This window comes from Pseudomonas sp. SHLD1 (assembly GCF_028640935.1).
GTDB classification, from domain to species: Bacteria; Pseudomonadota; Gammaproteobacteria; order Pseudomonadales; family Pseudomonadaceae; genus Chryseomonas; species Chryseomonas aestiva.
The window spans coordinates 128,516-155,258 of sequence record NZ_JAQZAD010000006.1; the positions used below are offsets into that span (position 1 = coordinate 128,516).

Sequence of the window (26,743 nt, forward strand, 5' to 3'; positions counted from 1 at the left end):
CCCCTGCAAGCCATTGAAACCCTGAATTTCCCACCTGTATCATAATGGCACATTGCACCCTTTCTAAGGAGAAAGCCACTGATGCCGAGCCTTAATCTGCACAGCCTGCTTGATACGCGGGTTGAAGGCCGAGTGGCCTTCCTCCACAACCTGACCCTTTCCGCCGAAGAGCGGAAGCTGATGCTTGGCGCACGTACTGCCATCCGCCAGCGCCTAAAAGCGCGTCTACCAAAGCTGATCCAGAAGAAAGCCGAAAACGCCGGCCAGGGTCATATCGAAGTGCCCGAACCAAGGTTCTTCACTCAAGGGTCTTGGGCTTACAAGACGCTCAATGCCCCATGCCGTGCTCCTCAGCAGGCTGACCTGGATGACGGCGCATACCTGCCGTTCAGCTATATTGAAAGCCAGCCACCGGCACAGATGAGCGCACTCCTCTTCGAGGCAGTTGAGGAGATCCTCACAGAGCTTGCAGGCGACAATGGCTGGAAGATAGACACCAGCAATGACAATTGTACCCGCCTGATTGTTGACCACGACAAGCACATAGATGTGCCGGTCTACAGCATTTCCGATAGCGAGTTCGAGACGCTTGTAAAAGCGAGCATGGAGATGTATCGCGCTACTTTGGAGCATGCAGCCTTTGATAGCGCCGATTTTGCAGAGCGTGCCGATGAGCAAGAGTGGCACCTTATGCCAACCGAAGGTGTGCTGATGGCTACCAAAAATCGAGGCTGGCAGGATTCTGATCCTCGTCCTGTACGCGACTGGGTGGTTGAACAGGTTGAGTTAAAGGGGGAACAGCTTCGCCGAGTCATGCGATACCTTAAGGCTTGGCGTGACTTCCAGAAATGGGACAGGGATGATCCCAAATCCATCCTGATAATGGTTGCAGCAGATGCTGCTTTCGATATGGCAACCGAAAAGCGCGATGACCTTGCGCTGCTAAAGGTACTCAGAAGGTTACCGGATATTCTTCGCGGACAAGTGATCAATCCCGCCACCCGAGATAAACCGCAGGGAGAGCAGGAAGACTTGGCGAGGCGCTTAGACAACAAGGGCATCCGACAAGATGTTATCAATAGAATCGAGCATTTCGCCAAGCGGCTAGAATACGCAATTGATACCTGTGGAGTCCCATCCAAGGCCTGCGAGATTTTGATCGAGCTTCTAGGCGATCGTATCCCGAATGACCCGGACCGAGTGACTCAGTCGACGGTGCAGAGCCAACCTGCCAAGAAGACCGCTGCGGTTCCTCCTCTTGGGAAAGCTACGGCGGGCTGATGACTGAGCTAAGCTCTGTTCACACAGCTCTGACTGAAAGGGGCTTCTCCCAAGTTAGAAGCCTTCTGGGCCCTCGGTATGCTGGGACCATTTCCTTTAAAGGACGTCAGATTCCAATTCACCTAGATATCTTTGATAAAACCTTCAGACGGCTGCCTGCTATCCAGCTGCTTGAACGCCCTAAAGAAATACCTTCGGTCTGCGCGCATATAAACAATCACGGATATCTGTGCTACCTACGCGACGACCAAGCCTACCTTCCTCGACACAATCTAGGAGGAGCCGTTTTAGGTTGCCTTGAGGTTGCTGAGCAGCTACTGGAGAGGCTTGCCAATGGCGACGCTCTAATAGATTTTCAAGACGAGTTTCCGGTTTATTGGGGCGGACTCCCGCTCCTTATCGATATTCCGAATGAAACTATTCCTGGCCTCCTCACAGACGTTGCTTTGCTGGAGCGCCCCAAAACAGCTGAAAGTGAACGCCTGTTCTTGCTAGGCCGAGACTCTTCCGAACTTCTGAGCTTCTACTCTCGCTGGGGATTCGAGGTACTTAAGCCTTCCCTGAAGATGAGGGTGATAGATTCTAACAAACCGCTCGGAGCCATGGCGTCGACGTGGCCTCCCAAGACACTTGCCGATCTCAAAACGTGGTTACTGAGTGACGGAAACTCCGCAGTCAAGGGTCTTTATGAGTGCGTCAAAGACGCTTTTGATCATAAACTAGACAGGCTGCTTCTTCTAATCCGCGCTCCAAACACTAGCTGTTGTGTTTTAATTGACATTGCACATGTCAGAAAGATGCTGCCGTGTCGAAACGCAGCTAGTTTCATGCGCTCAGTCTTTAGAGCTTTAGAAAAGACTGATCAGTTTGGAAACAGAATAATTAAGTCTAGGGCTGATAATGCCACTGTTACCAGGCTTGAGCCGATTCCTGCCGATCCGAGATCCTGGCTCACGCGCAATATACATGATTCAAAAGCGGGGCTTGCGGGCAAGAATATCCTCCTGATCGGATGTGGTGCAATTGGTGGCCACTTGGCTGATCTCCTTGCGAAGAGTGGCGCTGGATTTCTTGGTGGAACACTGATGCTGTCCGACCCAGATACGCTATCAGTGGGAAACATAGGTCGTCATGTATTAGGCTTTGGAGATCTCGAGCTTAAGAAAACTAGTTCAATTCGGCAGCAGCTGTCTAACCGGTACCCAAGAGTAGAGGTCACAGAAGTTACGGATCAGGACGTGATTCGTACTGGGATGGTAGGAATAGATCTGGTTGTAGACGCAACAGGAAACCAAGCGCTTTCGCTCTATTTGAACGAGCTTAAGATAAACGGGAAACTCCACGCCCCTATTGTCTTTACTTGGGTAGCAGGAGCGGGCTGCGGGGCGCAAGCCTACCTTTTTTCGAACGCCGAGGACGCATGCCTAAACTGCTTGGACTATAGCGTTCCAGGAGGATCGTCTTCTGTGATGCGAAAACAGTATGAGATGACACTTAAAAACTCCGCCGGAAGTTGTGGGGACTGGCTTGTACCATTCTCGGCAACAGCAGCAATCCACGCTGCAGCATTAGCCACCGATTTGGCCGTTGGATGGGCGAAGGGCAAGCCAAACCCACGATTCAGGAGCATCACGTTAGACTATGAAGGTGGAAAAACTGTCAAGCCCATCTCACCAACGCCTAATCTTAAGTGCCCCGCATGCGCCATAAAGCACTAATCGAACCGAACTCTAAGTGCCTGATATTAATAAACGAAGAAGTTTTGCGTTTTATATCAAGTTTTCGCCAGTCTTATCCCGACGACTGCGAGGCAGGAGGCATACTTATAGGGAAACGCAGAGGGGAGCACTTTGAAATAACTTTCGCAACCGCTCCTCAAGCAAACGACACCCGAAGTCGCAGTAGATTTATTCGGCGTCCGGACGGTCATCAGGAGATTGCAGAGCAAAGGTTTAGGGCGACCAACGGTGAAGAAAACTACCTCGGTGAATGGCACACCCACCCTGAAAATCACCCAGCGCCATCTGCCATCGACACACGTGATTGGAAAAGGCTTTCTAAATTACACCGTGTTCCTTTGCTGGTGATCATCGGTGGGATTCAAACGTACTATTTTGGTCTCTTGGCAGGCTCTAAAATTTACGCGCTCGACGCTTGTAGATGATGTACTTTGAAGATTTATCAGCCTTACCGTAAGCTGATGCTTTTGTGTCAAGACCTAATGAAAGCCGCAGTGATCTTCTTGGAGTCCTAATAACTGATCAAGCCGTCGCTTATTAGGATCTACCCGCCACTTGACAATTATTCATACCTAAACTTTAACCAGTTAGCTATCGAATGCCTACGGAATGCATTTATCTCTTATAAGACTCCGGGAAAATATAACCTGAGATCTTTTAATAACCAAAACCTAATTAATTGACACACAGCGCGCCAACTTATAAATAATAAAAACATCATGAATTTATTCTAACGCTAAACACTTATAACTGCTCATAAAGACACCTCAAAACATCAGGCCGAGTTCTTTTTTTGCCAATCCAGCACCTGTTTTCTCTGTTGAATCGATAAACACTTAATTGCTTTTACAAGCATTGCGAATACTTGCTGCTTATCAGTATTGCGAGGCATCCAGTCATCGAGCACCACAAAGTCCGGAGAGTGGTCCCGCATGATTGCATCAAGGACGAGATCCGCGATAGCTCTGGCATGGTTGGCTGCGTACACAGGGGACCGCTCATAAGGAATTCCGAGTTTGAGCAGGATGTTAGTGCAATCGTAGATGCCTTCGTCTCCAAGGAAGGGATTGGTGTCAGTTGGACACCCTTGTCCCGAGATAAAAGAGCGCGAGCGTTTACTGCGTGGCCGGAAAAAGGTCTGCTCAAAGTGCCAGTCTCCTGTACCTGAAAGAGACGGCAAATTGAGCGCCGCCATACCACCCAGATAAAGTCCCTTAGTAGTCGCGGGTATGGTTATCACACCTCCCATAGCTTTACTCCTCGGCCAGCGGGACAAAACCATCGTTTGCTGGAACTCAGCGAATAAAAACATAGAGCACTAGTCTCAAAAAAAGCTTGAGAGAAATATAAAAATCCAAAACAGGCAAGCGCAAATATCTGAGAAATAACGCGCGCACGCCAACTGAATATTGCTTATATCAAAACTAACGAGTCCTGTAAGGACGGTAGAACACAGCACGATTGCGGAACAATCTACGGCAGGTAGCAAAGCCAAACATCATAAGACTGGCCATGCTTACCCCGAAGACTATCCATAGCGCTTTGTATGATTGCATCCCTAAACCGAAATGCGCCACTCTTAAAAGCAGGTAGGCAGCAACAAAGCTTACTCCGAAGACGATCCACAATAGACTCTTAGGTGTACCGTAATGAACCTCCGCATGGCACCCGCGGCAAACGCCCGCGCCCCAGGGAATGGGACCATAACCGCAGTGACCACATGTCAAATTTGATCCACGCATCAGCTTTTTCTCAAAGTCGTGACTTGTTCCTAGATGGCTAGCCTGCTCAGGGATAGCGAAAGGAGAGAGACTTGACCGCTACTCCAAGGCTCTAGATTTTGGCTGCCGAGGAAGCCTAAAGGTTAGCCGAAGGCATCACTCCTTATCATCTGCTATCTGAGGCAAAGCATTGCGCCGACGGGTAGCTACACGAAGTATGGCTCAGTGAGCCCTTCTGATCGACCGGGGCAGGATCAACCCCGCCGCCCAACATTCTTTGGCGCGCCAAAGGTTATCGCGAAACTATTTAGCCTCGATAAGCAATCCTAGACCATACGCCTGGCCTTCTGCCGCGAGGAACTCGAGACCTTGGATACCTTATGATCCCTTTCTGAACACGCGCTCATGTGTAGTGGAAGATCCTCCGATCAATCTACATAGCTATCTGAGCGACCGGACATTGACGCTGACTTACCATCGCGGCAAGGCCACTGAGCCGATAGACTCCTAGCCAAGTGCCCAATGCGATGGAGCTGTGCCGTGGTCGATTCGGTTAAGCGTATTGATTTCTCCTACCCGCGTTCGGATCTGCAACACCCTGATAGCCGCATTCAGAGACTTAAAGGCGACTATTTGGTCTGGTGGTATGGTCCGGTTAGAAAGAGCCCCCGAGCTAGATCAATACCTCTGGTCACGGTCAATTTTCGACGGCTCAACGGCGATATACTCGGCTCCGACCTCTATGCTGATGTACCTTTAAGCAGCTTGCATCACTATCGCATAGGCACAATTTGGTGTGAAGGCAAGTGTATTTCTGACACCGAGCTTACTGAAGAAGAATTTTCGGTAAATTTCTCTCCTAATGGATGGGGGCTTACTTCCAAGGCACAGCTTTACAGCGAAGCGAGACTTAACATTTTCCCTGACGAAGACTATCCGTTGCGCTGGGGAAAACGGGATCAATGCAAACTGATTGAATTTAGTATACCTAATGGCAAGCAGCTACTTATTCCCTGTCTTGAATTTTTTATTCGCGCCTACGCAAGAAATATGGAGGTGTGTCGTGCCTTGGCAACACTGAAGTGGTCAGATGTAATGAATGTGCTTTTTGATGTTCCCATTCGTAGTGAGCATCAGTGGCTTGTTCGGCCGAGCCGTAAAATGCGTGACTATGATGCCGTTTTCCTAGCTCATCTCCTATATGATGACCACACTGAAAAATGTGTTAGACGGATCAATTCACAATTCATATCACGATCGCCAAAAGATAATATTTTCCTAGAGGCTGAGCCTTGGTTTAGTGGGAAAGTTCAGTTGCGGTGCCGTGGCCGATGGCTTAATCAAGGTAAAACATTCCTTTGCCTCGACTTATCTGGAATGAGTCGACCTAAAGGACCACGTTTTGAATGGCAAAGGCCGGACTTTGATAGCTCCGAAGGAGAGGATGGTGCAGGGCGACGTATTCTTCCAAGGCCCGTGCGAACCGCAGCCGCTGAAGAATTTCTAGCTGAAACATCCAGCTTTGAACCTGATCATCATTCAGAAATTGTCATAGTGAAAGCGCCGCCGTTTACAATTCTCGGTGAAGAGCGAAAATTCGACAAGACGAGACGTGTTATCGATGCTGATCGCAGCCCGGTTGGCCCACATCCTTCAAGCGCAGAAAACTATTCTAGTGGCGAAGGCACAGGCGCCGGTAAAAACATTGGCAAACTCGAAAGTCATTCAGACGCAGAACTCGAGTCAAAAGGTTTTTTACGCGATATCTGGAATGCTTTTAACTCGATAAAGGCAGATAACCATGAACGAGTATCGCGTGTAGATTGGTACACACCAAGCCACGGATTCAACTGCAAGACCGAGCCAAAACTAATCCCGCTAAACCTTACAGAAGAAAACACGATTCCGAATCCAGTTCGAATGTGGACGTACATTGATCGAGCCACACTCAGGCGTCGTGGAATTATGACCATACGCATCAAGATCGACGGACAAAACTATTTTTGCTTTGAAATTCAGAGAGAAGAACCCCAAGAGGAGAAAAAACCTCCTAGCTATGCAGGCGCACTTATAAAATCCGACATGAATACAAAAGAAGAACTTGATGACTTGATAAAAGAAATCTGCCTAAGAGCATGTTATGCAAAGGGCAGATTCAAGCATATGCGCTCTACCTTCCCCGCCCAAACAAAGATATTCAAACACACTCAGAAAGACCAAAGTGTGTTATACAAAAAAAGGCTAATCAATGCGTTCAAAGATCTAGACGTCAATCTTGACTGAAGTCGAATCTCTGGTGCCCTTTCTGATTATAGCTACCCGCACTAGGCACCCACAGATGAATACCATCATACTCGACGTAAAACCCCTCAAATCCATTGTAGCTAGCCGATCTATAAATTAAGGTCTTCTGCCTAGCTCGTCGAACGCCATGGAAATAAGCAAGTCCTTTCACTATCCATTTCTTTTCAAAGTTTTTTCCTTGCCTTCCAGTTCTTAGGAGAGTGACCAGTTCACGCTCGGCCTTATCGATCCTAGCTTTTTCCAACCATCGACCCTCAGGTTTCCACTTTAGCTGGAGGTGGTACGTCTTGTTTAAATAGCCGATAAAACCAGTTAATGCAGAGACCTGTCCAGGCGAGCTCCGCCAGTATGCTTCAATTGTTTTTTGTGTTGGCAGCGCGTTCGTCTCAAGACACGCAACGCTGAGTAGGTTAGCTGCAGCTCGAAGGGACAACCGGGCGGAACGAAGTTCTGCTTCATTCTCTTTTACTTTTGAGCTCAACGTTATTAAGTACTTCTCCAGCAGTCTTCTTGGCCAAGGCTCGCCTATCTCGTCCAAAATATTCTGGAGTCGGCGCTTTTCGGAATACCATTCACGTATTTCCGCACCGACGACGATTGCTTGGTTCTCTGACAACCATCGCATTGGTGTTTCAGCGCGACGCAAGCCAGCCGCGGAAAAATGCTCAAGCAACTCCTCGTAGGTGGGCAAAGTACTCCATTTCGCTTCGATCGCGTGGAAGAAGGAGTAATAAACATTAATTTTTAACGCTGACTTACGTGGCCCAGTATTTTCAAATAGCCACAAACCAAAGCGTTTGAAGAGCTCTTCGAATTCCCTAGAGCTGAAACCATGTAGGTTTATTGTAAGTCGCTTCTCGAAAGTCTTTTTCCAGTAGCAACGCTCGCATTCACGCCCACGCCCTGCTGGCATTGCTATACCGCAGGTTTCACAGGAACGTTTGCCCTCTTCAGTACAAACTCGGCACCGCTGAATACCATCTGGTCCGATAACGAGCACTCTATAACGTCTACAGCTCGGACAGGTGGCGGCTGGTGAGGAACTGCACTTAGGACAGGTACGGCGCCCCGTTCTTGTGTTACGAGCAAGCCGTTGAGTTAGCTTACCGCACTCTTCACAAGGCTCTGGTTCTCGAAAGTAGACTACACAAGGGCGGCACACCGGCCCCTCAGGTAGACACTTTCCGATTTTAAATTCAACTTTACCGCACCGGATACAGGCTTTCCTACGCTTACAGCAGGGACATGGGGCATTTACATCGAAAGTAGGAAGCCTCGCCAAATTCCCGCATGCAGAGCACATCCGCCTTTTAAAGAGGCGCGGGTAACACGTCGCGCAGTAGCGCCGGCCGTCATGAATCTTTTTAGCTTTGAACATGCCCCGCCCACAGGCGTGACAGACCTGACCATCGGCAGCGTCATTCGATGCCATCTCTTCGCATCCTTCTGTACAGGCGTAACCACATTCGTAGTACCTGACGCGGGTGACGAGGAAGCTCACAGCCTCGTCGCGTGGGTGTACCTCTTGAGTGCACAGTTAAAACTGAGACCATGTTGATCAAAACCGCAGGGGCTCCTTGTGCAGGAAGCGGTAACCAAGAGGATGGAAGAGAAGCCTGTTTGGCTAGATCCATGAATCGATCCGGCCCAGCCCGCATGATCATCCAGACGTTGCCGAGCAACTCGGCGCGCTCAGCGGGCCTCAAGCATTCAAAAGGCAACCCCGTTGAGGAGGAATGAAGCGTAGCTGCATCGATACCTAGCGCCTCAAAGAATTGAGCCGCCTCACCTGAGTGATATCTCGCGGCCGTTTGCAGGAGCCCAATTAGCGAACGCGCGATCTTCATCCAATCGGAAAAGCTCAGCTCCACCTGCCCATATGTCGCAGAGCGACCGTAGCACTCATCTGCGAAGGATTGGAATGCGAACGCAGGATCCGAGAACAGCTCTCGAGGGCACAAGGAAAGCGGCTTTCCGCAGTGATGACATTGCGACAGCTCTTCCCCTGGAAGCAGTCGTTCTGGTTGGAGGGGTGCATGGCAATGATGGCACTGATCGACCAACTGAACGCGATGCAATGGACAGCCCGTATGCCAAGCCAATCGGGCTTGAATCGAATAATGAGGCATTGGCTGCTTGAGGCATTCGGGGCAGCACTGAAGCCCTCCAGCATGTAGTCGGTTGCGATAGCCCAGTACTAGGAACCAAGGCCAGATTCCAGCTCTCGGCGGCTGACCTACTCCAAGTAGCGACTCGACAATTGGCCTGAGGGTACTTGCTGTCAATTGTTGGACCGGAAGGCCAGTCGCTTGAGCTAGCACGCTCAGCTGGTCCGGAGCCACCCCGCGATCAAGATCGCGGCTCCAGGCACGAAAGCTCGGCCAAGCAGCAGAGGTCAGGGTGGTAGGTGAACAGCCATGAGACAAAGCCGTCCTCACCAACCACGATGAGAGTAGCTCATCTGCTAGTAGAGGAGGCGTTAGTGGCCAACGTGGGGTCAGACCACGCGCTCCCGGATGCCACGAGTAGGACGTACCCACGATTTACTCTCTATGAGCGGCCTCTCAATACACTCCTTACCCGACAGGATCGCTTCCTTTGCGCATTCGATCAGCAGGCTATGCAAATCCCCGGTGTTGCCACCGCATATCGAGTGAATGAGTTGTGCAAGCTCGGGCTTGAACAGACCAGAAGGCCGTTTTAGTGGCAACACAGCCTCGAATGCCTTTAATAGCCGCTGAAATTCGGCGTCGAGCTTCCACGTCGCCAACTTCACAACATCGAAACGACTGGCGTGCTGAGGATCGAGATGAAGGATCTGGACAGCATCGTGGGTACCGACACCGACGATAGGAATCACCAGCTCATTGCACAGCTTTTTGAGCGCGTTCATGACTTCCCGCTGTTTGATCGCAGACCCCGTCAGCATCGAATGAATCTCGTCGATGACCAGCATTCGAACCTTCAGCTCGCGCAGCGAATGGATAACTTGGTAGCGCAACGTCAATTTCGAGTCTGTGGTTCGATAAGGCATCCAAAGAGTTTCGAGGATCGCTACGTAGAGGTCTTTCTCGTCAGCAGAAGGAGGCGCCTCTGCCAGGATTACAGGCCTATTAGGCTCAGAATTCTCATCAACATAGCCCTCCCCGTGCGTCTTCATGAACTGCCGGATGATTGTGGTTTTCCCATTGTTTGGGTCACCAACGATCAGTAGGTTAGGCATTCGCGGCCGCTTAGGGGCGTCAAAAAGGCACTCGAGGGTATCGAGGATAGTGTGCGCAGACCGATAACCAATCCAGCGTGGCTCCCCCATAAAGCGAATTCGATCGCGATCGGATAGCTGCATTACAGGCCTAAAATCCGCGTGAAGATGCGAGTAGTCACTCATTGGATATCACCGATCAAGTCGACGTCATCGAGGAGTAAACCATCGGTGCAAGGTGTTTCAACGACGGGTTTCTTGGCATTTTTTTGGGGCACCGCCGGGGTAACATTCTTACTGTGAACGCGGTGACGCTGGGCGTCTCGCCGTGCTTTTTTGGTCTTCTCGGATGCGCCTTGCACCAGCTCGCGATTTTCCAGGATGAGCTTGGCAATCAAGGCATCATCGATGTGTTTACGTCCCTCATCAATCGCCTTCCGCTTGGCTGTTCTGAATTCCCAAACGGTTGCAGCCGGGAATGCTTGATTGGCAACTGGCACTCGGAAATACTGTTTTAGAACAGGGTCGTAGAACCAGATAATGCTGATATCCCTTGGGTCTCGGCGAAATAGAAATTTCCTCGCCAATCCGGTCTCAGGGTCTTTGGTGTTGATCCAGTGTCGAAGGGCCTCGGAGTAATAAAACACGTCGACTTGCACGCCATAGGGCTGGATCGTACGCATGAAGGAAGGCATGAAATCGAGCTGCACCATCAGCGGGTCTAAAGGTCTGGCGGGAATACTGACCAAAGGGTCTAACTCTCGATTGCCAAAAAACCCAAGTTGCCATTTTCTTGCGGGGCTCATGTAGAGAGCAGAATGAGGCTGTTGGTGGTAACGCAGAATCGCCCTGACTAGCCATTTTTCGAACTCGCCCATGGTAAGGGCAGCATTCTTCTCAGAGTCGTACCCATCCCGCGCAAGCGTGTTGCTGAAGGTCGTACCTGGGAGTTCGTGGACCATACGCATAAATGAGCCCAACATCCGCTCGATATGCCCACCGTACTTAGGCACTTTCACGGGCCTGAAGACGTTTTCGATGTTGTAGTTAGAACAGGAGCGTCGGATGTTCTCAGCGCGGAAATCAGGCCCATTGTCGGAGTGGATGACCCGAGGAAAGCCCCAGACCGGCCACTCACCGTCGACCTGATGAAGGTGCAGCCAAGTCTCCTTCGGGAGTACCGAATGCGCGATGCACATCCCGACTGAAATCTCCGAGGGCTCCTCTAACGAGAGGTAGTAACCGACCACCATTCTCGAGTGAACGTCGATCGCCAAGGTCAGCCAAAGTCGGCCGATTGGTTTGCGATGTTGGTCGTCGACGATGATCAAATCTATCGGTGTGTGGTCAATCTGGACGACGGCGAGAGGATAGTCAGCACCGGGAAACTTGCCGACTGACGGGGTATGTCTGTTCTTTGCTTTTTCGGCGAAGCCCCGTCTACGCAGAGCTTGCTTCTCGGGTATTCGCTGTATACGCGCACGTATGGCCGATGCGCCCGGCGGCTTGATGCCCATCGCCTTTGCACGGCGCTCGATTTCTGCGATCGCCGACTGGATGGTAGGACGTTGTAGGCTCAGGTAGTGCTGCTCGATGACCTCTTGGATAAGCTTCTCAGCTTCGATTGTCAGGCGGCTGCTTCCCGTTTTCCAACCTCGTTTTCGCGGGACAAGAGCAAGAACCTCGTTCCAGCTCCGGTATCGATCCAACCAGCGATACAGCGTAGCCGTGTCTACACCCACCTCCTTCGCTCGCCTCTCTACACTGTCCTTAGGCGTCACTGAGTTGTTGATAAAGGGTTTGATTGCGGAAAAGCGCTGCTGAGCGACTGCCCATTCATCTGAACTGATCGTTGAAATGTCGTAGTTTACGTAGAGGCCATCCACTCGCTCTTGCTCAACGGCACTAAGTTCAGAGATGCGGAGTGAAGCACTTTGCCCAGATTCGACCTCTACCCCGATAACATTCTGAAAATCCAATAGCTGAACAATCCTAAAAATCTGCCTATCACGGCGTACGACGGAACCTACCTCTATAACTACTCGTGCCCTTGAGGGCTCGAACGGTACCAAATGTTCGTCCGTATCAATTTCGTAGAGATTCATGGGGCGGCCACCCATAGCTCAAGGTACTGATCCAATGGCTCGGTGATATCGCATTCCACACGCCGAGTGGCTATTAGGTGCCAAAGCATGGCAACACCTCGCTCGCGATAGATGCCTTTGAAGTGTCGAGCGAGGAGATAGTGCACCGGAGCCACATCCATCTCCGTGAGTGTCCCCAGCACCATCTCAATGTCCTCCTGATCGAAAGCCATTCGCTCGAAGCGCTCTAAGAACACGATGTTCTCAAGCGGCAAACCACGAATACGTGATTCGTCGTAGATGCTGAATGTCCATCCCTCCTGGCGAGCGTAGTGGCGAGCGGCTTTCCATTTCCCCATCCAATCTCGCCAATGCTCACGCCACTCGTATGCCGGCTTGACCTCCACCAGCATGGGCTTGATGTAAGCCGAAAAATCCGCCTCGCCCTGATGGTAGTAAACCAAGTAGTCAGGGGTGTAGGTCTGGGCCCGCCCAAGCGAGTCTCGAAAGGGAACAGCAACTGGCTGGGCGACTACAGATTGCACACGGTGGGAAAACCTCATTCTCTTGAGGAAGTCACGTTCGAGGAGCGACTCGAACGGTACGCCCCCCACATCTCGGAAGGGTAGGAATCCCGAAACACTACGCCGTGTGGGTTTGATACGGCGAACCTGCTTAGGCTGGTCGCAACTATTACCGTTCATAAGCAATCCTGTCGCAGCTATTTAGGGAGTTTTTCGCACCAATTTCCGAGACACTTCACGCTTAACCCAAGGCTCCAGCGTAGGCATTTTGCAGTAATTTCGAAAGCCGACAGCGGCAGCCGACCCGGTCCCGGCGAGATCACCCTGGCCCATCGCGGGGTGCTGTTTCTCGACGAGTTGCCGGAATTCGATCGCAAGGTGCTGGAGGTGCTGCGCGAGCCCCTGGAGAGTGGCGAGATCGTCATCGCCCGGGCGCGGGAGCGGGTACGCTTTCCGGCCCGCTTCCAGCTGGTGGCGGCGATGAATCCCTGTCCCTGCGGCTACCTGGGCGATCCCAGCGGACGCTGTCGTTGTAGTCCGGAGCAGATCCAGCGCTATCGTGGCAAGCTCTCCGGTCCATTGCTGGATCGCATCGACCTGCACCTGACGGTAGCCCGCGAGCACCTGCGCCTGGGCGCCTCAGCGGCCAGTGAACTCACCACGGCGGAGGCCGCGCGCCAGGTCGCCGACGCCCGGGCCCTGCAGCTGGCACGCCAGGGCCGGCCCAATGCCCTGCTCGGTCTCGACCAGTTGCACCAGGTCTGCGCCCTGAGCGAGGCCGATCAGCGCTGGCTGGAGGGGGCGGGCGAACGCCTGAATCTGTCCCTGCGCGCCCTGCACCGGGTGGTCAAGGTGGCCCGGACCCTGGCCGATCTCGCCGGCCAGACCGAGATCCAGCGGCCGCAGCTGGCGGAAGCGCTGCAGTATCGGGCGAGTCACTAGGCGCCAGGAGGCGGGCCGTAGTGTCGCGGCGGCTCCTGCAGGCGATCTCGCAGCGCCTGGTTTTCCTGGGCCAGCTCGAAGCACATGGCCCGCCACTGGTGGGCCAGCTCGCGATAATCGTCCCGCTCCGCCCGCAGCGTGGTCAGCATGCGTTCGACGGCCTGCACCGCCTCGTTGGATACGCCCATGACACCCCTCCTCTTATACTGTATTTGTATACAGTAGTCAGAGTATTGCAGCCAGGCAAGGGCCAAGGTACGCAGGAATGAAAAAGGGAGGCCTGAGCCTCCCTTTCGCTACTGCCGGAACGCGCCGGTCAGCTGAACCGGCCTACCTCGGCACTCAGGTCTTCCGCCAGATGACGCAGCTCGCCAGCGGTACCGGCCAGCACCTCGGCGGCATCGCGCTGGGCGGCGTTGTCCACGGCGATCGCCTGGATGTTGCGACTCAGGGCGGTGGCGGTGGTGCTCTGCTCGGCGGTGGCCTGGGCGATGCCGGAGAATTGCTCCACCGCCTCGGCGACCTGCTGGTCGATGCTGCGGAGTGCGTGGGCCACGTCGGCGTTGCGCGCCAGGCCCTGTTCCATCAGGCGATTGCCCTCGTCGATGGCGCCCATGGCACGCTGGGTCTCGCCCTGCACCGCACCGATCATCTGCGAGATCTCGCGGGTGGCTTCGCTGGTGCGACCGGCCAGCTGCCGGACTTCATCGGCGACCACGGCGAAGCCGCGGCCCTGTTCACCGGCGCGGGCCGCCTCGATGGCCGCGTTGAGCGCCAGCAGGTTGGTCTGCTCGGCGATCCCGCTGATGACGCCAATGATGCCGCCAATCTGCTGGGAGCGGCCGTCCAGGCCCTTGATGAGTTCGGCGGTGCTGGCCAGGGAATCGGCGATCTGCTCCAGGGCACCCGAGGCACCCTGCATGGCCTGGGTCCCGGTGCGGGTCTGCTGGGCGTTTTCCTGCACCAGCCGCTCGGTGCGCTGCATGCCGTCGGCGATGTTCTGGGCGGTGGCGCTGAATTCTTCGACGGCGCTGGCCATGCTGTCGATCTGGCTGGACTGCTCGGCGGAGCGTCTCAGGGTCTGGTCGGAGAGCTGGCTCAGTTGCTGGGACCGCTCGGTGACCTCGCGCGAGGAGCCACGGACCTGCTCGACGGTGGAGGCCAGGGCATCGGCCATCTGGTTGAAGCTCTGGGCGAGTTCGCCGATCTCGTCCTGGCTGCGTGCCTCGACGCGCACGCTGAGCTGACCGCGACCCAGGGCCTGGGCCCGGTCCACCAGCTGGCCCAGCGGTCTCAGCTTGTGGCGCAGCAGGACGACCGAGGCGACCACCGCCAGCACCAGGGCGATCAGGCTGCCGATGGCCAGGCGCAGGCCCACCGCATGCACCGGGGCATCCAGCTCGGCCTTGGGCAGGGTGGCGACCACGGTCCAGCCTTCGCCGGCGACCGGCGCGCTGACGCTGAGGAAGTCTTCATTGCCGTCCTGCCAGGTGTGCTCGCGCTGCTTGGGATCGTTCTTGAGCACGGCAAGCAGTTCGTCATTCTTTTTCGCATTGGCCGGCGGCACCAGCCAGTTGCCCTGCTCGTCGAGCAGGGCCAGGGAGCCGGTCTCGCCGATGCGCAGCTGGGTCAGCTGGGCCAGTTGCTGGGCCTGGGCGTCGGTGTAGTCGAAGCCGACGAAGAGCACGGCGATGACCTTGCCGGCGCCGTCGCGGACCGGGGTGTACTGGGTCATGTAGGAGCGCCCGAACAGCTGGGCGCGCCCGACGTAGTTCTGACCCTGCAGCAATCCGGCATAGGCCGGGTGCTTGCGATCGAGCTGAGTACCGATGGCGCGGCTGCCGTCCTGCTTCTTCAGCGAGGTGGTGATACGGGTGAAGTCGTCGCCATCGCGGACGAAGATGGTGGCGACGCCACCGGTCAGCCGGGTGAAGTCGTCGACCTGGCTGAAGTCGCTGTTCAGTGCCTGACCGGCGAACAGCAGGGCGGGGGCCGTGGCGCTGCCGAGGGGCAGGCGTTCGCCGGCCAGGCTCAGGCCGCCATCGAAGCGGCGCTCGAACAGGTTGGCCAGCCGCTGGGTGCTGATCTTCAGGGTGCTGAGAAAGGTCTGCTGCTGATCGGAGAGCAGCCGGGCCTCGCTACCCAGGTGCTTGCGCTGGGTGCCTTCGATGGACACGCTCAAGGCATGCAGGGCGAACAGACAGCTGCCGGCGATCACGACAATCAGTACCAGACTGAGGGCCAAGGCAAGTTGTCGGGCGATACTACGACGCGGGGAAATGACCATAGGGGGCTCCAAAGCGCCTACATCCCTGTAGGGCAGTACGAATTTGAGGGCAAGGGCTATATCAGGGGACCGACCGCTCTAGGGCGGTCTTCTTGGCGGTTAACGCTCATTTTATCGGCAGAGGTACGATGAACTAAAGCGAATGACAGCAGTCTGGCGCCTTATTTATGGCGAACGACCGCTGGAAGGCTCTGGGATGCCACTTCCCGCTGCAGGAAGTCAGCCAGCTGGCGAAGGCGCGCCTGCCCCCGGCGATTGCGCGGCCAGACCAGGTAATAGGCATCACCGCTGGCCACCGCCTCGGGCCAGGGCAAGGCAATGAGCCCGGCCGCCACGTCTTCGGCGAGCATCACCAGATCGCCGATGGAAACCCCGTAGCCACGCGCGGCGGCGGCCATGCCCAGTTCCAGGGTGTCGAACACCTGGCCACCACCCAGGGGCACCGCCTGGGTCAGGCCCATGGCCTGCAGCCAGCGGCGCCAGTCGCGGCGGTCGAAGGTGGGATGCAGCAACTCCTCCCCCTGCAGCCGCGCCAGGTCCCAGGCGCCCTCCCGGGCGGCAGCCGGCGAGCAGACCGGTACCAGCCACTCCTCGAACAGCGGCACCACCTCCCAGTCCGCCGGGAAGCGGCCGTCGCCGAGCAGTACCGCGCAATCGAAGGGCTCATGGACGAAGTCGACGCGGTCACTGGCCATCCAGACGCTGGTGAGCTGGATGTCCAGTTGCGGACTGAGCTGGCGAAAGCGCGCCAGACGCGCCAGCAACCAGCGCAGCGACAGGGTGGTGGGCGCCTTGAGTCTCAGGGTGCCCTCGGCCACGGCGAGATTGCCACAGGCCCGCGCCAGGGCCTCGAAGCCCTCGCTCAGGCCGGGCAAGAGCAGCTTGCCGGGCTCGGTCAGCGCCAGCTGACGCCCGGCACGCTCGAACAGGCGGCAGCCAAAGGTCTCTTCCAGTGTCCGCACATGGCGACTGACCGCACTCTGGGTCAGCGACAACTCCTGGGCCGCGCGGGTGAAGGAGCCATGGCGAGCGGCGGCCTCGAAGGCGCGCAGGGCGTACAGCGGCGGCAGGCGCGAGGGGTGCTCTGGCATGACTCAGACTCATGGATGACATGGTTATTTTCCGATTGTGGGCGGCGCGCCCGCATCCAACAATGAGTTCTTGTCAAACGTCGGCCACCTGCTCAGCGAGATCCATCCATGTCTCTGCCGCGTCACGAACTGCTCGCGCTGTTGCGTCTCGCCCTGCCCCTGATCGGTGCGCAGCTGGCCTATGTGGCCATGGTCTTCACCGACACCCTGATGATGGGCCGCCTGGGCCCGGCAGCCCTGGCCGGTGGCGGCTTGGGAGCGGCGGTCTACTCCTTCGTCTCGGTGATCTGCGTGGGCGTGATCACCGCGGTGGCCAATCTGGCGGCGCTGCGCCGGGGTGCAGGGGATACCGAAGGGGTGGCGGCGGTCACTGCGGCCGGGATCTGGATCGCCGGGGCGCTGGCGCTGCTGGCCGGCACCCTGCTGTGGCATATCGAACCGCTGCTGGCCCTGGCCGGCCAGCCGGAAGAGAGTCGTCAGGCGGCCGGCGTCTTCCTGCGCTGCCTGGCCTTCGCCCTGCCCGGCCACCTGCTGTTCATGACCCTGCGCGGCTTCACCAGCGCCCTGGACCGCCCCGGCCCGGTGCTGATCATCGTGCTCGGCGCCGCGGCACTCAATGCCCTCCTCAATCTCGCGCTGCTGCACGGCTGGGGTAGCCTGCCGCGCCCCGGGCTGGCGGGCATAGGCGCGGTGACCGCGGTGGTGATGAACGGGGCGGCGCTGTGCCTGGCACTGTACATTGCGCGCCATCCGGCCTACGCGGCCTATCCCCTCGCCCACTACCTGCGCCGCCCGGACCGCCGCGCCCTGATCGCCACCCTCGGCCAGGGGCTGGCGATCAGTGGTACCTACGCGGTGGAGGCCTGCCTGTTCCTGTCAGCGGCGCTGTGCATGGGCGCCCTGGGTGCCACGGCGCTGGCGGCCCATCAGATCGCCAATCAGCTGGTGTATCTGGTGTTCATGTTGCCGGCCGGCCTTTCCTACGCCACCAGCATCCGTATCGGCCAGCACCAGGGCGCCGGGCGGCCGCGCGAGGCCTTGCTGGTGGGGCGCCTGGCCATCGGCGGCGGGGCCCTGGTGATGCTGGGCATTGCCCTGCTGTTCTGGAGCTTTCCCGGCGGGCTGGTGAGGCTGTTCCTGGCGGATGCGCAGAGCCCGGTGGCGGAGCTGGCACGCCAGCTAGTGCTGATCGCGGCGGTGTTCGTCATCTTCGACGGTACCCAGAGCATCGCCCAGGGTGCGCTGCGTGGTATCCGCCAGGCACGCCTGGGCTTCTACGGCGGATTGCTCTGCTACTGCCTGATCGGCGCCAGCGGTGCCTGGCTGCTGGGCGTCCAGCTGGGTATCGGCCCCCATGGAGTCTGGTGGGGCCTGGCATTTGGACTGGCCTGTGCGGCGTTGCTGCTGACCGGCGCCTTCGAGTGGCTGATGCGGCAGCAACTGGGCGCGGGCGCTGCGGAGGCTTCGCCGGAGCCGCTGGCCGCACCGCGCGGCATGGCGCAAAACGGCTGAGCGCCGCGGCGGCCCAAGCGTTTTACCAAGTGGTCCACTTCTGACCGCTGCGCTAGACTAAAGGCTTTGGGCCACCCCGGCGTTGCGACCGGTGTTCAGGGCCCCAGGATAGCCAGAGATGCAACGTTTCATCGTCGCCGACGACCATCCGCTGTTTCGTGAAGGCCTGGTGCGCATCCTGCGCCAGCTGCAGCCACAGGCGCAGGTCGATCAGGCCGACAGCCTGCAACAGGTCCTGGAACTGGCGCGCCAGGGCGAGCCGCCCAGCGGGCTGCTGCTGGATCTGCTCTATCCTGGCCAGGATCTGAGCTTTTCGCTACGCGCCCTGCGCCAGGAATTCAAGCGCAGCACCCTGATCGTGGTCTCGATGCTGGAAGACGCCACCGTGATCGAACATATCCTGGCGGCGGGCGTGGATGGCTTCATCGGCAAAGCGCTACCGCCGGCGGCCATGGCCGAGGCGATCGCCGACTGCCTCGCCGGGCAACCGGTGGTGCGCTATGCCATGCCAAGTCTGGCGCCGGTCAACCTGGCGCCCGATAACCGGGTGCAGGCACTGACGCCGCGGCAACTGGAGGTGCTCGGCCTGATCACCCAGGGCCTGAGCAACAAGGAGATTGCCCGGATCCTGGTCATCTCGCCCTTTACCGTGCGCATCCATGTCTCCGCCCTGCTGCGTACCCTGGGCGTCAGCAGCCGCGCGGCGGCGGCCGCCTTCGGCGCCAAGGCCGGCCTTGGCACGCAGCGCTCACTCAGCTAGCCGCGACGCGAAAAGCCAGCAGCAGGGCACGCAATTCCGCCGGTCGCACCGGCTTGGCCAGCACCGGGATCTCGGCGTCGCCCAGCGCCTGCTGGACCTGGGGAATGTCATGGCCGGTCACCACGATGGCCGGGATGCGCCGGCCCTGCAGCCGATTGAGATAGGCGATGCAGTCGGCACCCGAGGCGCTGCGATCCAGATCGAAATCGGTGATCACCAGGTCGCAACTCACGGCGCCGGAGGGGATGCTGGTGGCGGTGGTGACCTCGCAGCCCCAGCTGCGCAGCAGGGTCGCGGTGGCCAGCAGCACGTTGGTGTCGTCTTCGATGAGCAGGATCCGCCAGCCGGCGAGCAGGTGCTGGGGACCGCTCAGCGGCCGTGGCCGCGCCTCCGGCGGCAGGGTGGCCAGCGGCAGGCCCTGGAGCTCGACCGCGGTACCGCGGCCGGGGCGCGAACGGATGGTCAGCCGCAACTCGAGCAGGGTGGCGATGCGTTGCACGATGGACAGCCCCAGGCCGACCCCCTCGATGTCGCGATCCCGCGCTTCCCGTACCCGGTAGAATTCCTCGCACAGGTGCGGCAGGTGCTCGGCGGCGATGCCCGGTCCCTGGTCGTAGACCACCAGGGCGAGCTGGCCCTGACGGCGGCGCACCGCCAGCAGCAGGGGCTTGCCCGGGGCGTACTTGAGGGCGTTGGACAGCAGGTTCTGCAGCGAGGTGAGCAGCAGCGCCGGATCGCTGTAGACCTGCAACCCGCAGGCGCGCCAGCGGATCTCCACCCCGGCCCAGCGCGCCGCCTCGGCGTTCTGCCGCACCAGGTCGCCGAACAGGGTATCCAGATCGACCACCGTGCGCCGCGGACTGACCTGCTTCTGATCGAGGGTGTAGATGTCCAGTAGCGAGCGGAACAGCTGCTCGACGCCCAGCAGCGAGCGGTCGATGTTGTCGACCAGTCGCCCTTGATCGGCGCTCAGCTGGCCATCGCGCAGGCAGGCGGTGAACAGGCCGATGGAGTGGATCGGCTGGCGCAGGTCGTGGCTGGCCTGGGCCAGGAAGCGCGCCTTGGCCAGGTTGGCCGCCTGGGTCTCGCGCAGCGAATCCTGGATGCGGGTCAGCAGGAAATACACGTAGCCGGGCACCAGCAGCGCGGTCACCAGCATCATCAGCGCCACCGTGGGATAACGCTGCAGGAAGGGCATCCCGGCGATGATGGCGACCAGGGCGGTCAGCGACAGCCCGGTGGCCAGCAGCAGGTAGCCGCGCCCGTAGCGCAGGCCGTTGCCCACCGTGACCCAGAGCAGCACGCCGAAAAGCGGCAGCAGGGCCTCACCGCTGGTGATGGAGGAAAAGGTGATGGCGCTGAAGTCCAGGCTCATGGCCAGCAGCCTTCGCCAGGGCTTTACCCCCGGCCGCCGCCGCACCTCGAAGAACAGGCCGACGGCCACCACGGCGAACAGGGCGTAGCACAGCAGGTTGGTCAGCAGGATGGCGGTACCGAACAGCCCCCAGGCCCAGGCGCCGATGGCGTAGGCCGAGGCCGGCAGGATGAAGGCCAGCCGAACCTTGGCCTGGCCGAGTTCGGGATCGCGGGCGCTGACCCCCAGGGTCTGGGTCGCGGCGCTCATGACGCCAGATAACCCAGTTGCCAGGCCCGCGGGATCAGGCGAAAGATCACCGCCAGGGTTGCGGCCAGGGTCGCGCTGGCGTACCAGGCCGCCAGGCCCAGTCCGGCTTCCAGCGCAGCGCCGAGCACCCCGCCGAGCAGCATGCCCAGCCAGGGCACCAGCTGGATGCGCCAGCCGCGGCGGCGTTCGCCCAGCAGCCAGTGACCCAGCCCGCGCCCGAAACGCGACAGGGCGCCGGTGACGTAGGTGAGGCCGATGGGCAGGCCATAGACCTGCTCCACCACCGCATTGACCATGCCCATGGCGAACACGCCCGTCAGCAGGGCCAGGCGCCCTATGGGCAGGCTGGCCGCCACGACTAGCAGCAGGGCCAGCAGGCCGAGCAGCAGGCAGGCCCGCTGGCGGGTCAGCCGCTGCAGCAGCACGCCGCCGGCATTGCCCAGCACGAAGGTGCCTATGGCCAGCGCCAGATGCCCCGCGGCGGCCCAGCGGCCTGCCGCCACATCGGCAGCCATACGGGTGGTATTACCACTCATGAAGGAAACGAAGTCACCGGTGGCGAGAAAGCCGATGGCATCGGTCATGCCGGCCAGCAGTGACAGACCGGCGACCAGCGCCAGGCCGACCGCGCCATGCCGTGGCGTTACCGGCAAAGCGGTCGGTGGAGGTGAGGAAGAGGTGGGCATGGCAGCCATCCTGGCTGAGCGAGAAGAGACGGCCATCAGTGTGCGGCGTACGGCGGCCCGACGCCAAGGGCAGCGCCCCAGAAGGCGCCCTGGGCTAGACTGATGGACCCGCCTGGCCGGAGGCCTCGTGACCACGCCCCTGTTCGCCTTGGTATTGCTCGCCGCCCTGTTGCACGCCGGCTGGAACGCCCTGCTCAAGATCGGCCTCGACCGCTTCCTCACCGCCAGTCTGATCCAGATCGGCGCCGGCCTTGCCGCCCTGCTGGCGCTGCCCTTCGTCGCCCTGCCGCCCGCCGCGGCCTGGCCCTGGATCGCCCTCTCCGCCCTGCTGCACATCGGCTACAACGCCTTTCTCGCCCGGGCCTATCGCTATGGCGATCTCGGCCAGGTCTATCCCCTCTCTCGCGGCAGCGCGCCGTTGCTGGTCAGTCTGGTGGCCTTTCTCGCCCTCGGCGAAAGGCTCTCGCCACCCGCCCTGCTCGGCCTCGGCCTGCTGGTGACCGGTCTCGCCCTGATGGCGCTGCTCGGGGCCCGGCGCGGCACGCCACCCAGCCTGGCGCTGCTGGTCTGCGCCTTCACCACCGGCAGCTTCATCGCCGCCTACACCCTGGCCGATGCCCTCGGCGCCCGCGCCAGTGGCAATGCCGTGGCCTATGCCCTCTGGCTGTTCGCGGTCAACGGCGTGGTGGCGGCGCTGGTCCTGCGGCTGAGCCGCGGCGCCTCGGCGTTCGCCGGGCTCGGTCCGCACTGGCGCGCCGGGCTGGCGGGCGGGGTCATGTCGATGCTGGCCTACAGCCTGGTGATCGTCGCCACCACCCAGGCGCCCATCGGCCTGGTCTCGGCGCTGCGCGAGACCAGCGTGCTGTTCGCCCTGCTGATCGGGGTCTTCTGGCTGCACGAGAGCCTGCCGCTGGGCCGCATCTGCGCCGGCCTGGCCATCGTCGCCGGGGTGGTGGCGATCAAACTGGCCTGAGCGGAGCGCCGGGGGAGCGGCTAAGCTGAGCCTTCTTTCGACCAGGACGGACCCATGGGCAAATCGCTGCGACTCTCGGAAAAATGGTTCAACCGCGGCCTCTGGCTGCTGGCACTGGTGTTCGCCGGCTTTCTGATCGGCCTGGGCGGCACCCTGGTCGGCGATCTGCCCCAGGTGGAACAGCAGCAGCGTCTGGAAGACTTCATGGACCCCGCTGCCACCGCTGCAGCGCGAGAAGACCAGCGCCAGGCCCAGCTGGCCAGCCGTCAGGCCAGCGACGCCCTCGAACAGGCGCAACTGCGGCAGACCGCGGCCGCGAGCAGCTACCAGGCCAATCGCGAGACCTTCGACAACTGGCTGGCGACCCGCCAGACCACCCAGCGTCCCGAGCAGGATGCCGAACTGATCGCCCGCAGCCGCGCCCTGGACGAACTCAAGGCCGGCGAGCGGGTGGCGGAGCAGGAGGTCGAACGCCAGCAGCAGGCGCTGCTGGATGCCGAGCAGCGCGCCGACAACGCGGAACGCAGCCTGGCCACCCTGGGCGAGTCGGCGCAGTCGGCCTGGCTGGAGGCGCGCCAGCAGGCCGAGCTGCGGGTCTTTCTCTATCGCCTGGCGCTGACCCTGCCCCTGCTGGCGGTGGCGGCCTGGCTGTTCGTCCGGCAGCGCAAGGGCACCTGGTGGCCCTTCGTCTGGGGCTTCATCTTCTTCGCGCTATTCGCCTTCTTCGTCGAGCTGGTGCCCTACCTACCCAGCTACGGCGGCTATGTGCGCTATCTGGTGGGCATCCTGCTGACGGTACTGGGCGGGCGCTACGCCATCCGCGCGCTGCAGGAGTACCGCGCCCGCCTGGCGCTCAAGGAAGCCCAGCCGGACACCGTCAGGCGCGAAGAATTGCACTACGACACCGCCCTGGCGCGGCTGGCCAAGGGCGTCTGCCCGGGTTGCGAGCGGCCGGTGGACCTCAAGGACCCGGGGATCGACTTCTGCCCCCATTGCGGCATCGGCCTGCACGACCACTGCGGCGCCTGCCAGACACGCAAGAGCGCCTTCGCGCATTTCTGCCATGCCTGTGGAGCGGCGGCACGTGGGCCCGAGCGACATCCGACGGGCACCTCCTGATAGCAAGTCTCAGGGCTTGTTCGAACTGGTGTTGACGCCCTTTTCGGTGTGCTCGCCGGCGTGCTTGTGCAGCTGGCCGGTGGGGTCCTGCAGCTGGATGACCTTGCCCTGCTGCCAGGCATCGGCGCCGGGGACGACCGTGGGGGTCGGCAGATCGGCACGGGCGGCCTTGGTCTCGGTGGAGGAGACGCCCAGGCGGCGGTCACGCTCGGCGAGCAGCTTGGGATCGAGCTGGCCATCGGCGGTGAAGCCCATCATCAGCTGAGGCACGCCCAGTGGCAGCTGCAGGTCCTGATCGGTATGCCAGGTGTGCCAGGTCTTGCCGTAGGTATGCACCAGCTTGTCCATCAGCCGGTGCTCGGCCACCTGGGGCACGCCGGGCGCGACCAGCTGACCCGACTTCACCTCATGCACATGGCTGTGCCAGAGCGCCTTCTCCGCCTCGGGCAGGGTCTTGAACAGCCGCTCGCTGATGATGTACTCGACACCCATCAGCTTGGCATCGGCGACGTTGCCGTCGTAGATCACGCACTGGAACATCTCTTCGCCCAGGACGCTGCAATAGTGGTGAGCTTCCATCTGGCTATCGGGGTGGCCGTTGTAGAAATGGAAGCCGTCCAGATAGGTGTTGAGGGCGGCGATGGGCGGCTTGCGCTGCAGCACGTCGGCGCCGGCTTCGAGCACCCGGGTATCGGTCTGGGCGGGGGCACCCGGCACCGGTACCGGCGACTGGGTATCGTTGGCGGCCTGGGTCAGCGGGGCGCAGGCGAGCAGCAGCAGGGCAGGAAGTTGGCGGGCATTCATGGTGGATTCTCGACGGGAGCTTGCCGAGTTCGAAGGTCGGGCAGACGCCAAGGTTCCACCGCTGCGCTAGGCTCGTCACATGAATGTCATGCAACGGCCATAAATTCGTCATCGTCCGCACCTGGCCTTTCGGTATAAGCGAAACGCCACAGCCACACCTTTGCACCTCTGGCCTCTTCTCTCTGTCGGGACGACTCAATGAACGCACACAGCTCTCCCTCTGGTCATGCCCTGCGCCGCGTGGTCTTCAACAAGAAGGGCGGTGTCGGCAAGTCCAGCATCGCCTGCAACCTGGCGGCCATCAGCGCCCACGAGGGCTATCGCACCCTGCTGGTGGACCTCGATCCCCAGGCCAATTCCAGCCAGTACCTCACCGGCCAGGTGGGCGACGACCTGCCCCACGGCATCGCCGATTTCTTCAAGCAGACCCTGAGTGGCGGCAAGAAGGCCCAGGCCAACATCCACGCCACCGCCTGGCCGAATCTGGACCTGATCGCCGCCTCCGGCGAGCTGAGCGAGCTGCAGTTCAAGCTCGAAGCCAAGTACAAGATCCAGAAGCTCGCCAAGTACCTCGACAAGCTCGGCGAAGACTATGACCGCATCTACCTGGACACCCCGCCGGCGCTGAATTTCTACAGCATCTCGGCGCTGATCGCCGCCGACCGCTGCCTGATCCCCTTCGACTGCGATGTCTTCGCCCAGCAGGCGCTGTACGACCTGATCGAGGAGCTGGAGGAGATCCGCGAGGACTACAACGAAAAGCTTACCGTCGAGGGCATCGTCATCAACCAGTACCACGCCCAGGCCAGCACCCCGCGGCAGCTGATCGAGGAACTCCAGGCGCGTGACCTGCCGGTGCTGGCAGCGCCGCTGATGTCTTCGGTGAAGATGCGCGAATCCCACCAGCAGCATCGCCCGCTGATCCACCTGGATCCAGGCCACAAGCTGACCCGGCAGTACCTGGAGCTGTTCGCCCTGCTGGAAGGCTGAGGACGCAACAGCGCAAGAACGTTCAAGACGGCGACGATGGGGTGCGGCACCCTGGGTATCCCTGCCCTCCGGAGCCCTGCCGATGACCGCTTCCCGCCGCCGCGCCTTCCTGCAGGGCGCCTGGCAGATCATGCCGCTGTCGCTGGCCTGCGCGCCCTGGGGCATCCTGGTCGGCGCCCTGGCCATCGAGACCGGACTCAGCGTGCTGGAAGGCCAAGCCTTTTCCCTGCTGGTGTTCGCCGGGGCGGCGCAACTGGTGGCCCTGGGCATGCTCAAGGCCGGCGCGGGCCTCGCCGCCATCCTGCTGACCACCCTGCTGCTGACCTCCCAGCACCTGCTCTATGGCCTGCACATGAGACGCGTCCTGGCGCCCCAGCCGCTGCCCTGGCGGCTGGGCTTCGGCTTTCTGCTCACCGACGAATTCTTCGCCCTGAACCATGCCGAGCAACCGGCCGGCTTCGACCGCTGGCGCGCCCTGGGCATGGGCCTGAGTTTCTATCTGCTGTGGAATCTCTTCACCCTGGCCGGGCTGCTGCTGGGGCGGGTGCTGCCCAATCTGGGCGCCCTGGGTCTGGACTTCTCCATCGCCGCCACCTTCATCGCCCTGGTGGTGCCCCTGGTGCGCGACCTGGCCACCGTAGCCTGCGTGCTCACCGCGCTGCTGGTCTCGGTCTGGCTGCATCACCTGCAGTGGCAGGGCGCCCTGGTGCTGGGCGGCCTGGCGGGGATGAGCGTGGGCTTCGGGGTGCGCCGCCTGCGGGAGCGCCTGCCATGATCCTCGCCACCGTGCTCGGCATGGCCGCCCTGGTCTTCTGCAATCGCTATCTCTTTCTTGAACCGCGCCTGCCGCTGCGCCTGGGACGCAATCTGCGCACCTTCCTGGAATTCGCCGTGCCCGGAATGCTCACCGCCATCTGCGGCCCCATCCTGTTCTCTGGCGAGATGTCGCTGGCCGCGACCCTGGTCGATCCCTACCTGCTGGCGGCCCTGACCGCGGTGGGGCTGATGCTCTGGACGCGGCGGGTGCTGACCACGGTGATCCTCAGCATGGGCGTGTTCTACCTGCTACGCTGGCTCCTCTAGCGCGAAAGTGGAACCCG

23 protein-coding genes and 2 pseudogenes are annotated in these 26,743 nt (G+C 59.8%); 12 read left to right on the forward strand and 13 right to left on the reverse strand.

The window, feature by feature from the left end; translation table 11 throughout:
* Nucleotides 1-81: 81 nt before the first annotated feature.
* Genes PVZ77_RS00615 through PVZ77_RS00625 form a run of 3 tightly spaced genes read left to right on the forward strand, consistent with a single transcriptional unit; the run spans nt 82 to nt 3,445 of the window.
* A complete protein-coding gene (locus PVZ77_RS00615; protein ID WP_273805722.1) occupies nt 82-1,281 on the forward strand; it encodes a CBASS cGAMP synthase in 1,200 nt (399 codons plus the stop codon).
* Nucleotides 1,281-2,999, forward strand: coding sequence for a ThiF family adenylyltransferase (locus tag PVZ77_RS00620; protein WP_273805721.1), 1,719 nt, complete (start codon nt 1,281-1,283; stop codon nt 2,997-2,999). The genes PVZ77_RS00615 and PVZ77_RS00620 overlap by 1 nt, the downstream gene beginning before the upstream one ends.
* The gene (locus PVZ77_RS00625; RefSeq protein ID WP_273805720.1) at nt 2,981-3,445 is read left to right on the forward strand and encodes a Mov34/MPN/PAD-1 family protein; all 465 of its coding nucleotides are present in this window, start codon (nt 2,981-2,983) and stop codon (nt 3,443-3,445) included. The genes PVZ77_RS00620 and PVZ77_RS00625 overlap by 19 nt, the downstream gene beginning before the upstream one ends.
* Nucleotides 3,446-3,795: 350 nt before the next feature.
* Here PVZ77_RS00625 and PVZ77_RS00630 read toward each other — a convergent pair whose 3' ends face one another.
* Nucleotides 3,796-4,269, reverse strand: a complete 474-nt coding sequence (locus PVZ77_RS00630) for a hypothetical protein (protein WP_273805719.1) — start codon at nt 4,267-4,269, stop codon at nt 3,796-3,798.
* Nucleotides 4,270-5,281: 1,012 nt separating this feature from the next.
* Between PVZ77_RS00630 and PVZ77_RS00635 the strand changes: the two genes are divergently transcribed.
* Nucleotides 5,282-7,024, forward strand: coding sequence for a hypothetical protein (locus PVZ77_RS00635; protein ID WP_273805718.1), 1,743 nt, complete (start codon nt 5,282-5,284; stop codon nt 7,022-7,024).
* Here PVZ77_RS00635 and PVZ77_RS00640 read toward each other — a convergent pair.
* From PVZ77_RS00640 to PVZ77_RS00655, 5 genes are all read right to left on the reverse strand, one after another.
* Nucleotides 7,011-7,958, reverse strand: coding sequence for a hypothetical protein (locus PVZ77_RS00640; protein WP_273805717.1), 948 nt, complete (start codon nt 7,956-7,958; stop codon nt 7,011-7,013). The two genes, PVZ77_RS00635 and PVZ77_RS00640, sit on opposite strands and share 14 nt — an antisense overlap.
* A gap of 505 nt (nt 7,959-8,463) precedes the next feature.
* Nucleotides 8,464-9,585, reverse strand: a complete 1,122-nt coding sequence (locus PVZ77_RS25935) for a TniQ family protein (protein WP_443218018.1) — start codon at nt 9,583-9,585, stop codon at nt 8,464-8,466.
* Complete coding sequence (locus PVZ77_RS00645; RefSeq protein ID WP_273805716.1) at nt 9,543-10,433, reverse strand: TniB family NTP-binding protein; 891 nt, start codon at nt 10,431-10,433, stop codon at nt 9,543-9,545. The genes PVZ77_RS25935 and PVZ77_RS00645 overlap by 43 nt, the downstream gene beginning before the upstream one ends.
* On the reverse strand, nt 10,430-12,352 hold the full coding sequence (locus PVZ77_RS00650) for a Mu transposase C-terminal domain-containing protein (protein WP_273805715.1): 1,923 nt from the start codon (nt 12,350-12,352) through the stop codon (nt 10,430-10,432). The genes PVZ77_RS00645 and PVZ77_RS00650 overlap by 4 nt, the downstream gene beginning before the upstream one ends.
* Nucleotides 12,349-12,894, reverse strand: a complete 546-nt coding sequence (locus PVZ77_RS00655) for a TnsA endonuclease N-terminal domain-containing protein (protein ID WP_337960385.1) — start codon at nt 12,892-12,894, stop codon at nt 12,349-12,351. The genes PVZ77_RS00650 and PVZ77_RS00655 overlap by 4 nt, the downstream gene beginning before the upstream one ends.
* Before the next feature lie 174 nt (nt 12,895-13,068).
* Between PVZ77_RS00655 and PVZ77_RS00660 the strand changes: the two are divergent.
* Nucleotides 13,069-13,797, forward strand: a pseudogene (locus tag PVZ77_RS00660) (ATP-binding protein); the annotation flags it as partial.
* Here PVZ77_RS00660 and PVZ77_RS00665 read toward each other — a convergent pair.
* The 4 genes and pseudogenes from PVZ77_RS00665 to PVZ77_RS00675 all read right to left on the reverse strand — a co-directional run bounded on the left by PVZ77_RS00665 (nt 13,794) and on the right by PVZ77_RS00675 (nt 17,175).
* Nucleotides 13,794-13,985: a hypothetical protein gene (locus tag PVZ77_RS00665; RefSeq protein ID WP_273805713.1), complete on the reverse strand. Its 192-nt coding sequence runs from the start codon at nt 13,983-13,985 to the stop codon at nt 13,794-13,796. The pseudogene PVZ77_RS00660 and the gene PVZ77_RS00665 overlap by 4 nt on opposite strands.
* A 128-nt stretch (nt 13,986-14,113) precedes the next feature.
* A complete protein-coding gene (locus tag PVZ77_RS25940) occupies nt 14,114-14,974 on the reverse strand; it encodes a methyl-accepting chemotaxis protein (protein ID WP_443218023.1) in 861 nt (286 codons plus the stop codon).
* Nucleotides 14,972-16,084 (reverse strand): annotated as a pseudogene (locus PVZ77_RS25945) (Cache 3/Cache 2 fusion domain-containing protein); the annotation flags it as partial. The pseudogene PVZ77_RS25945 and the gene PVZ77_RS25940, both read right to left, overlap by 3 nt.
* A gap of 161 nt (nt 16,085-16,245) precedes the next feature.
* Nucleotides 16,246-17,175 (reverse strand): LysR substrate-binding domain-containing protein, encoded by a 930-nt coding sequence (locus tag PVZ77_RS00675; protein WP_273805711.1) that lies wholly within the window; start codon nt 17,173-17,175, stop codon nt 16,246-16,248.
* Nucleotides 17,176-17,283: 108 nt separating this feature from the next.
* Here PVZ77_RS00675 and PVZ77_RS00680 point away from each other — a divergent pair, with 108 nt between their 5' ends.
* Together PVZ77_RS00680 and PVZ77_RS00685 are read left to right on the forward strand one after the other, a co-directional pair.
* A complete protein-coding gene (locus PVZ77_RS00680) occupies nt 17,284-18,687 on the forward strand; it encodes a NorM family multidrug efflux MATE transporter (RefSeq protein ID WP_273805710.1) in 1,404 nt (467 codons plus the stop codon).
* Nucleotides 18,688-18,805: 118 nt separating this feature from the next.
* On the forward strand, nt 18,806-19,447 hold the full coding sequence (locus PVZ77_RS00685; protein ID WP_273805709.1) for a LuxR C-terminal-related transcriptional regulator: 642 nt from the start codon (nt 18,806-18,808) through the stop codon (nt 19,445-19,447).
* Here the strand turns inward: PVZ77_RS00685 and PVZ77_RS00690 are convergent.
* Both PVZ77_RS00690 and PVZ77_RS00695 read right to left on the reverse strand, forming a co-directional pair.
* The gene (locus tag PVZ77_RS00690) at nt 19,440-21,071 is read right to left on the reverse strand and encodes an ATP-binding response regulator (RefSeq protein WP_273805708.1); all 1,632 of its coding nucleotides are present in this window, start codon (nt 21,069-21,071) and stop codon (nt 19,440-19,442) included. The genes PVZ77_RS00685 and PVZ77_RS00690 overlap by 8 nt on opposite strands.
* Nucleotides 21,068-21,766 (reverse strand): YoaK family protein, encoded by a 699-nt coding sequence (locus PVZ77_RS00695; protein ID WP_443218127.1) that lies wholly within the window; start codon nt 21,764-21,766, stop codon nt 21,068-21,070. The genes PVZ77_RS00690 and PVZ77_RS00695 overlap by 4 nt, the downstream gene beginning before the upstream one ends.
* 118 nt (nt 21,767-21,884) lie before the next feature.
* Here PVZ77_RS00695 and PVZ77_RS00700 point away from each other — a divergent pair, with 118 nt between their 5' ends.
* Together PVZ77_RS00700 and PVZ77_RS00705 are read left to right on the forward strand one after the other, a co-directional pair.
* Nucleotides 21,885-22,730: an EamA family transporter gene (locus PVZ77_RS00700; protein ID WP_273805706.1), complete on the forward strand. Its 846-nt coding sequence runs from the start codon at nt 21,885-21,887 to the stop codon at nt 22,728-22,730.
* Nucleotides 22,731-22,784: 54 nt separating this feature from the next.
* Complete coding sequence (locus tag PVZ77_RS00705; protein WP_273805705.1) at nt 22,785-23,849, forward strand: serine endopeptidase; 1,065 nt, start codon at nt 22,785-22,787, stop codon at nt 23,847-23,849.
* A 9-nt stretch (nt 23,850-23,858) separates the two neighbouring features.
* On the opposite strand, the gene PVZ77_RS00710 is transcribed toward PVZ77_RS00705, so the two are convergent.
* Entirely contained in the window at nt 23,859-24,653 is a 795-nt protein-coding gene (locus tag PVZ77_RS00710) for an OBAP family protein (protein ID WP_273805704.1), read from the reverse strand.
* A gap of 231 nt (nt 24,654-24,884) precedes the next feature.
* On the opposite strand from PVZ77_RS00710, the gene PVZ77_RS00715 reads away from it, so the two are divergent.
* The 3 genes from PVZ77_RS00715 (at nt 24,885) to PVZ77_RS00725 (ending at nt 26,726) form a co-directional block, all read left to right on the forward strand.
* Nucleotides 24,885-25,643, forward strand: a complete 759-nt coding sequence (locus PVZ77_RS00715) for a ParA family protein (RefSeq protein WP_273805821.1) — start codon at nt 24,885-24,887, stop codon at nt 25,641-25,643.
* Nucleotides 25,644-25,725: 82 nt separating this feature from the next.
* On the forward strand, nt 25,726-26,418 hold the full coding sequence (locus PVZ77_RS00720; RefSeq protein ID WP_273805703.1) for an AzlC family ABC transporter permease: 693 nt from the start codon (nt 25,726-25,728) through the stop codon (nt 26,416-26,418).
* Nucleotides 26,415-26,726: an AzlD domain-containing protein gene (locus tag PVZ77_RS00725; RefSeq protein WP_273805702.1), complete on the forward strand. Its 312-nt coding sequence runs from the start codon at nt 26,415-26,417 to the stop codon at nt 26,724-26,726. The genes PVZ77_RS00720 and PVZ77_RS00725 overlap by 4 nt, the downstream gene beginning before the upstream one ends.
* The last annotated feature ends 17 nt before the right edge of the window (nt 26,727-26,743 follow it).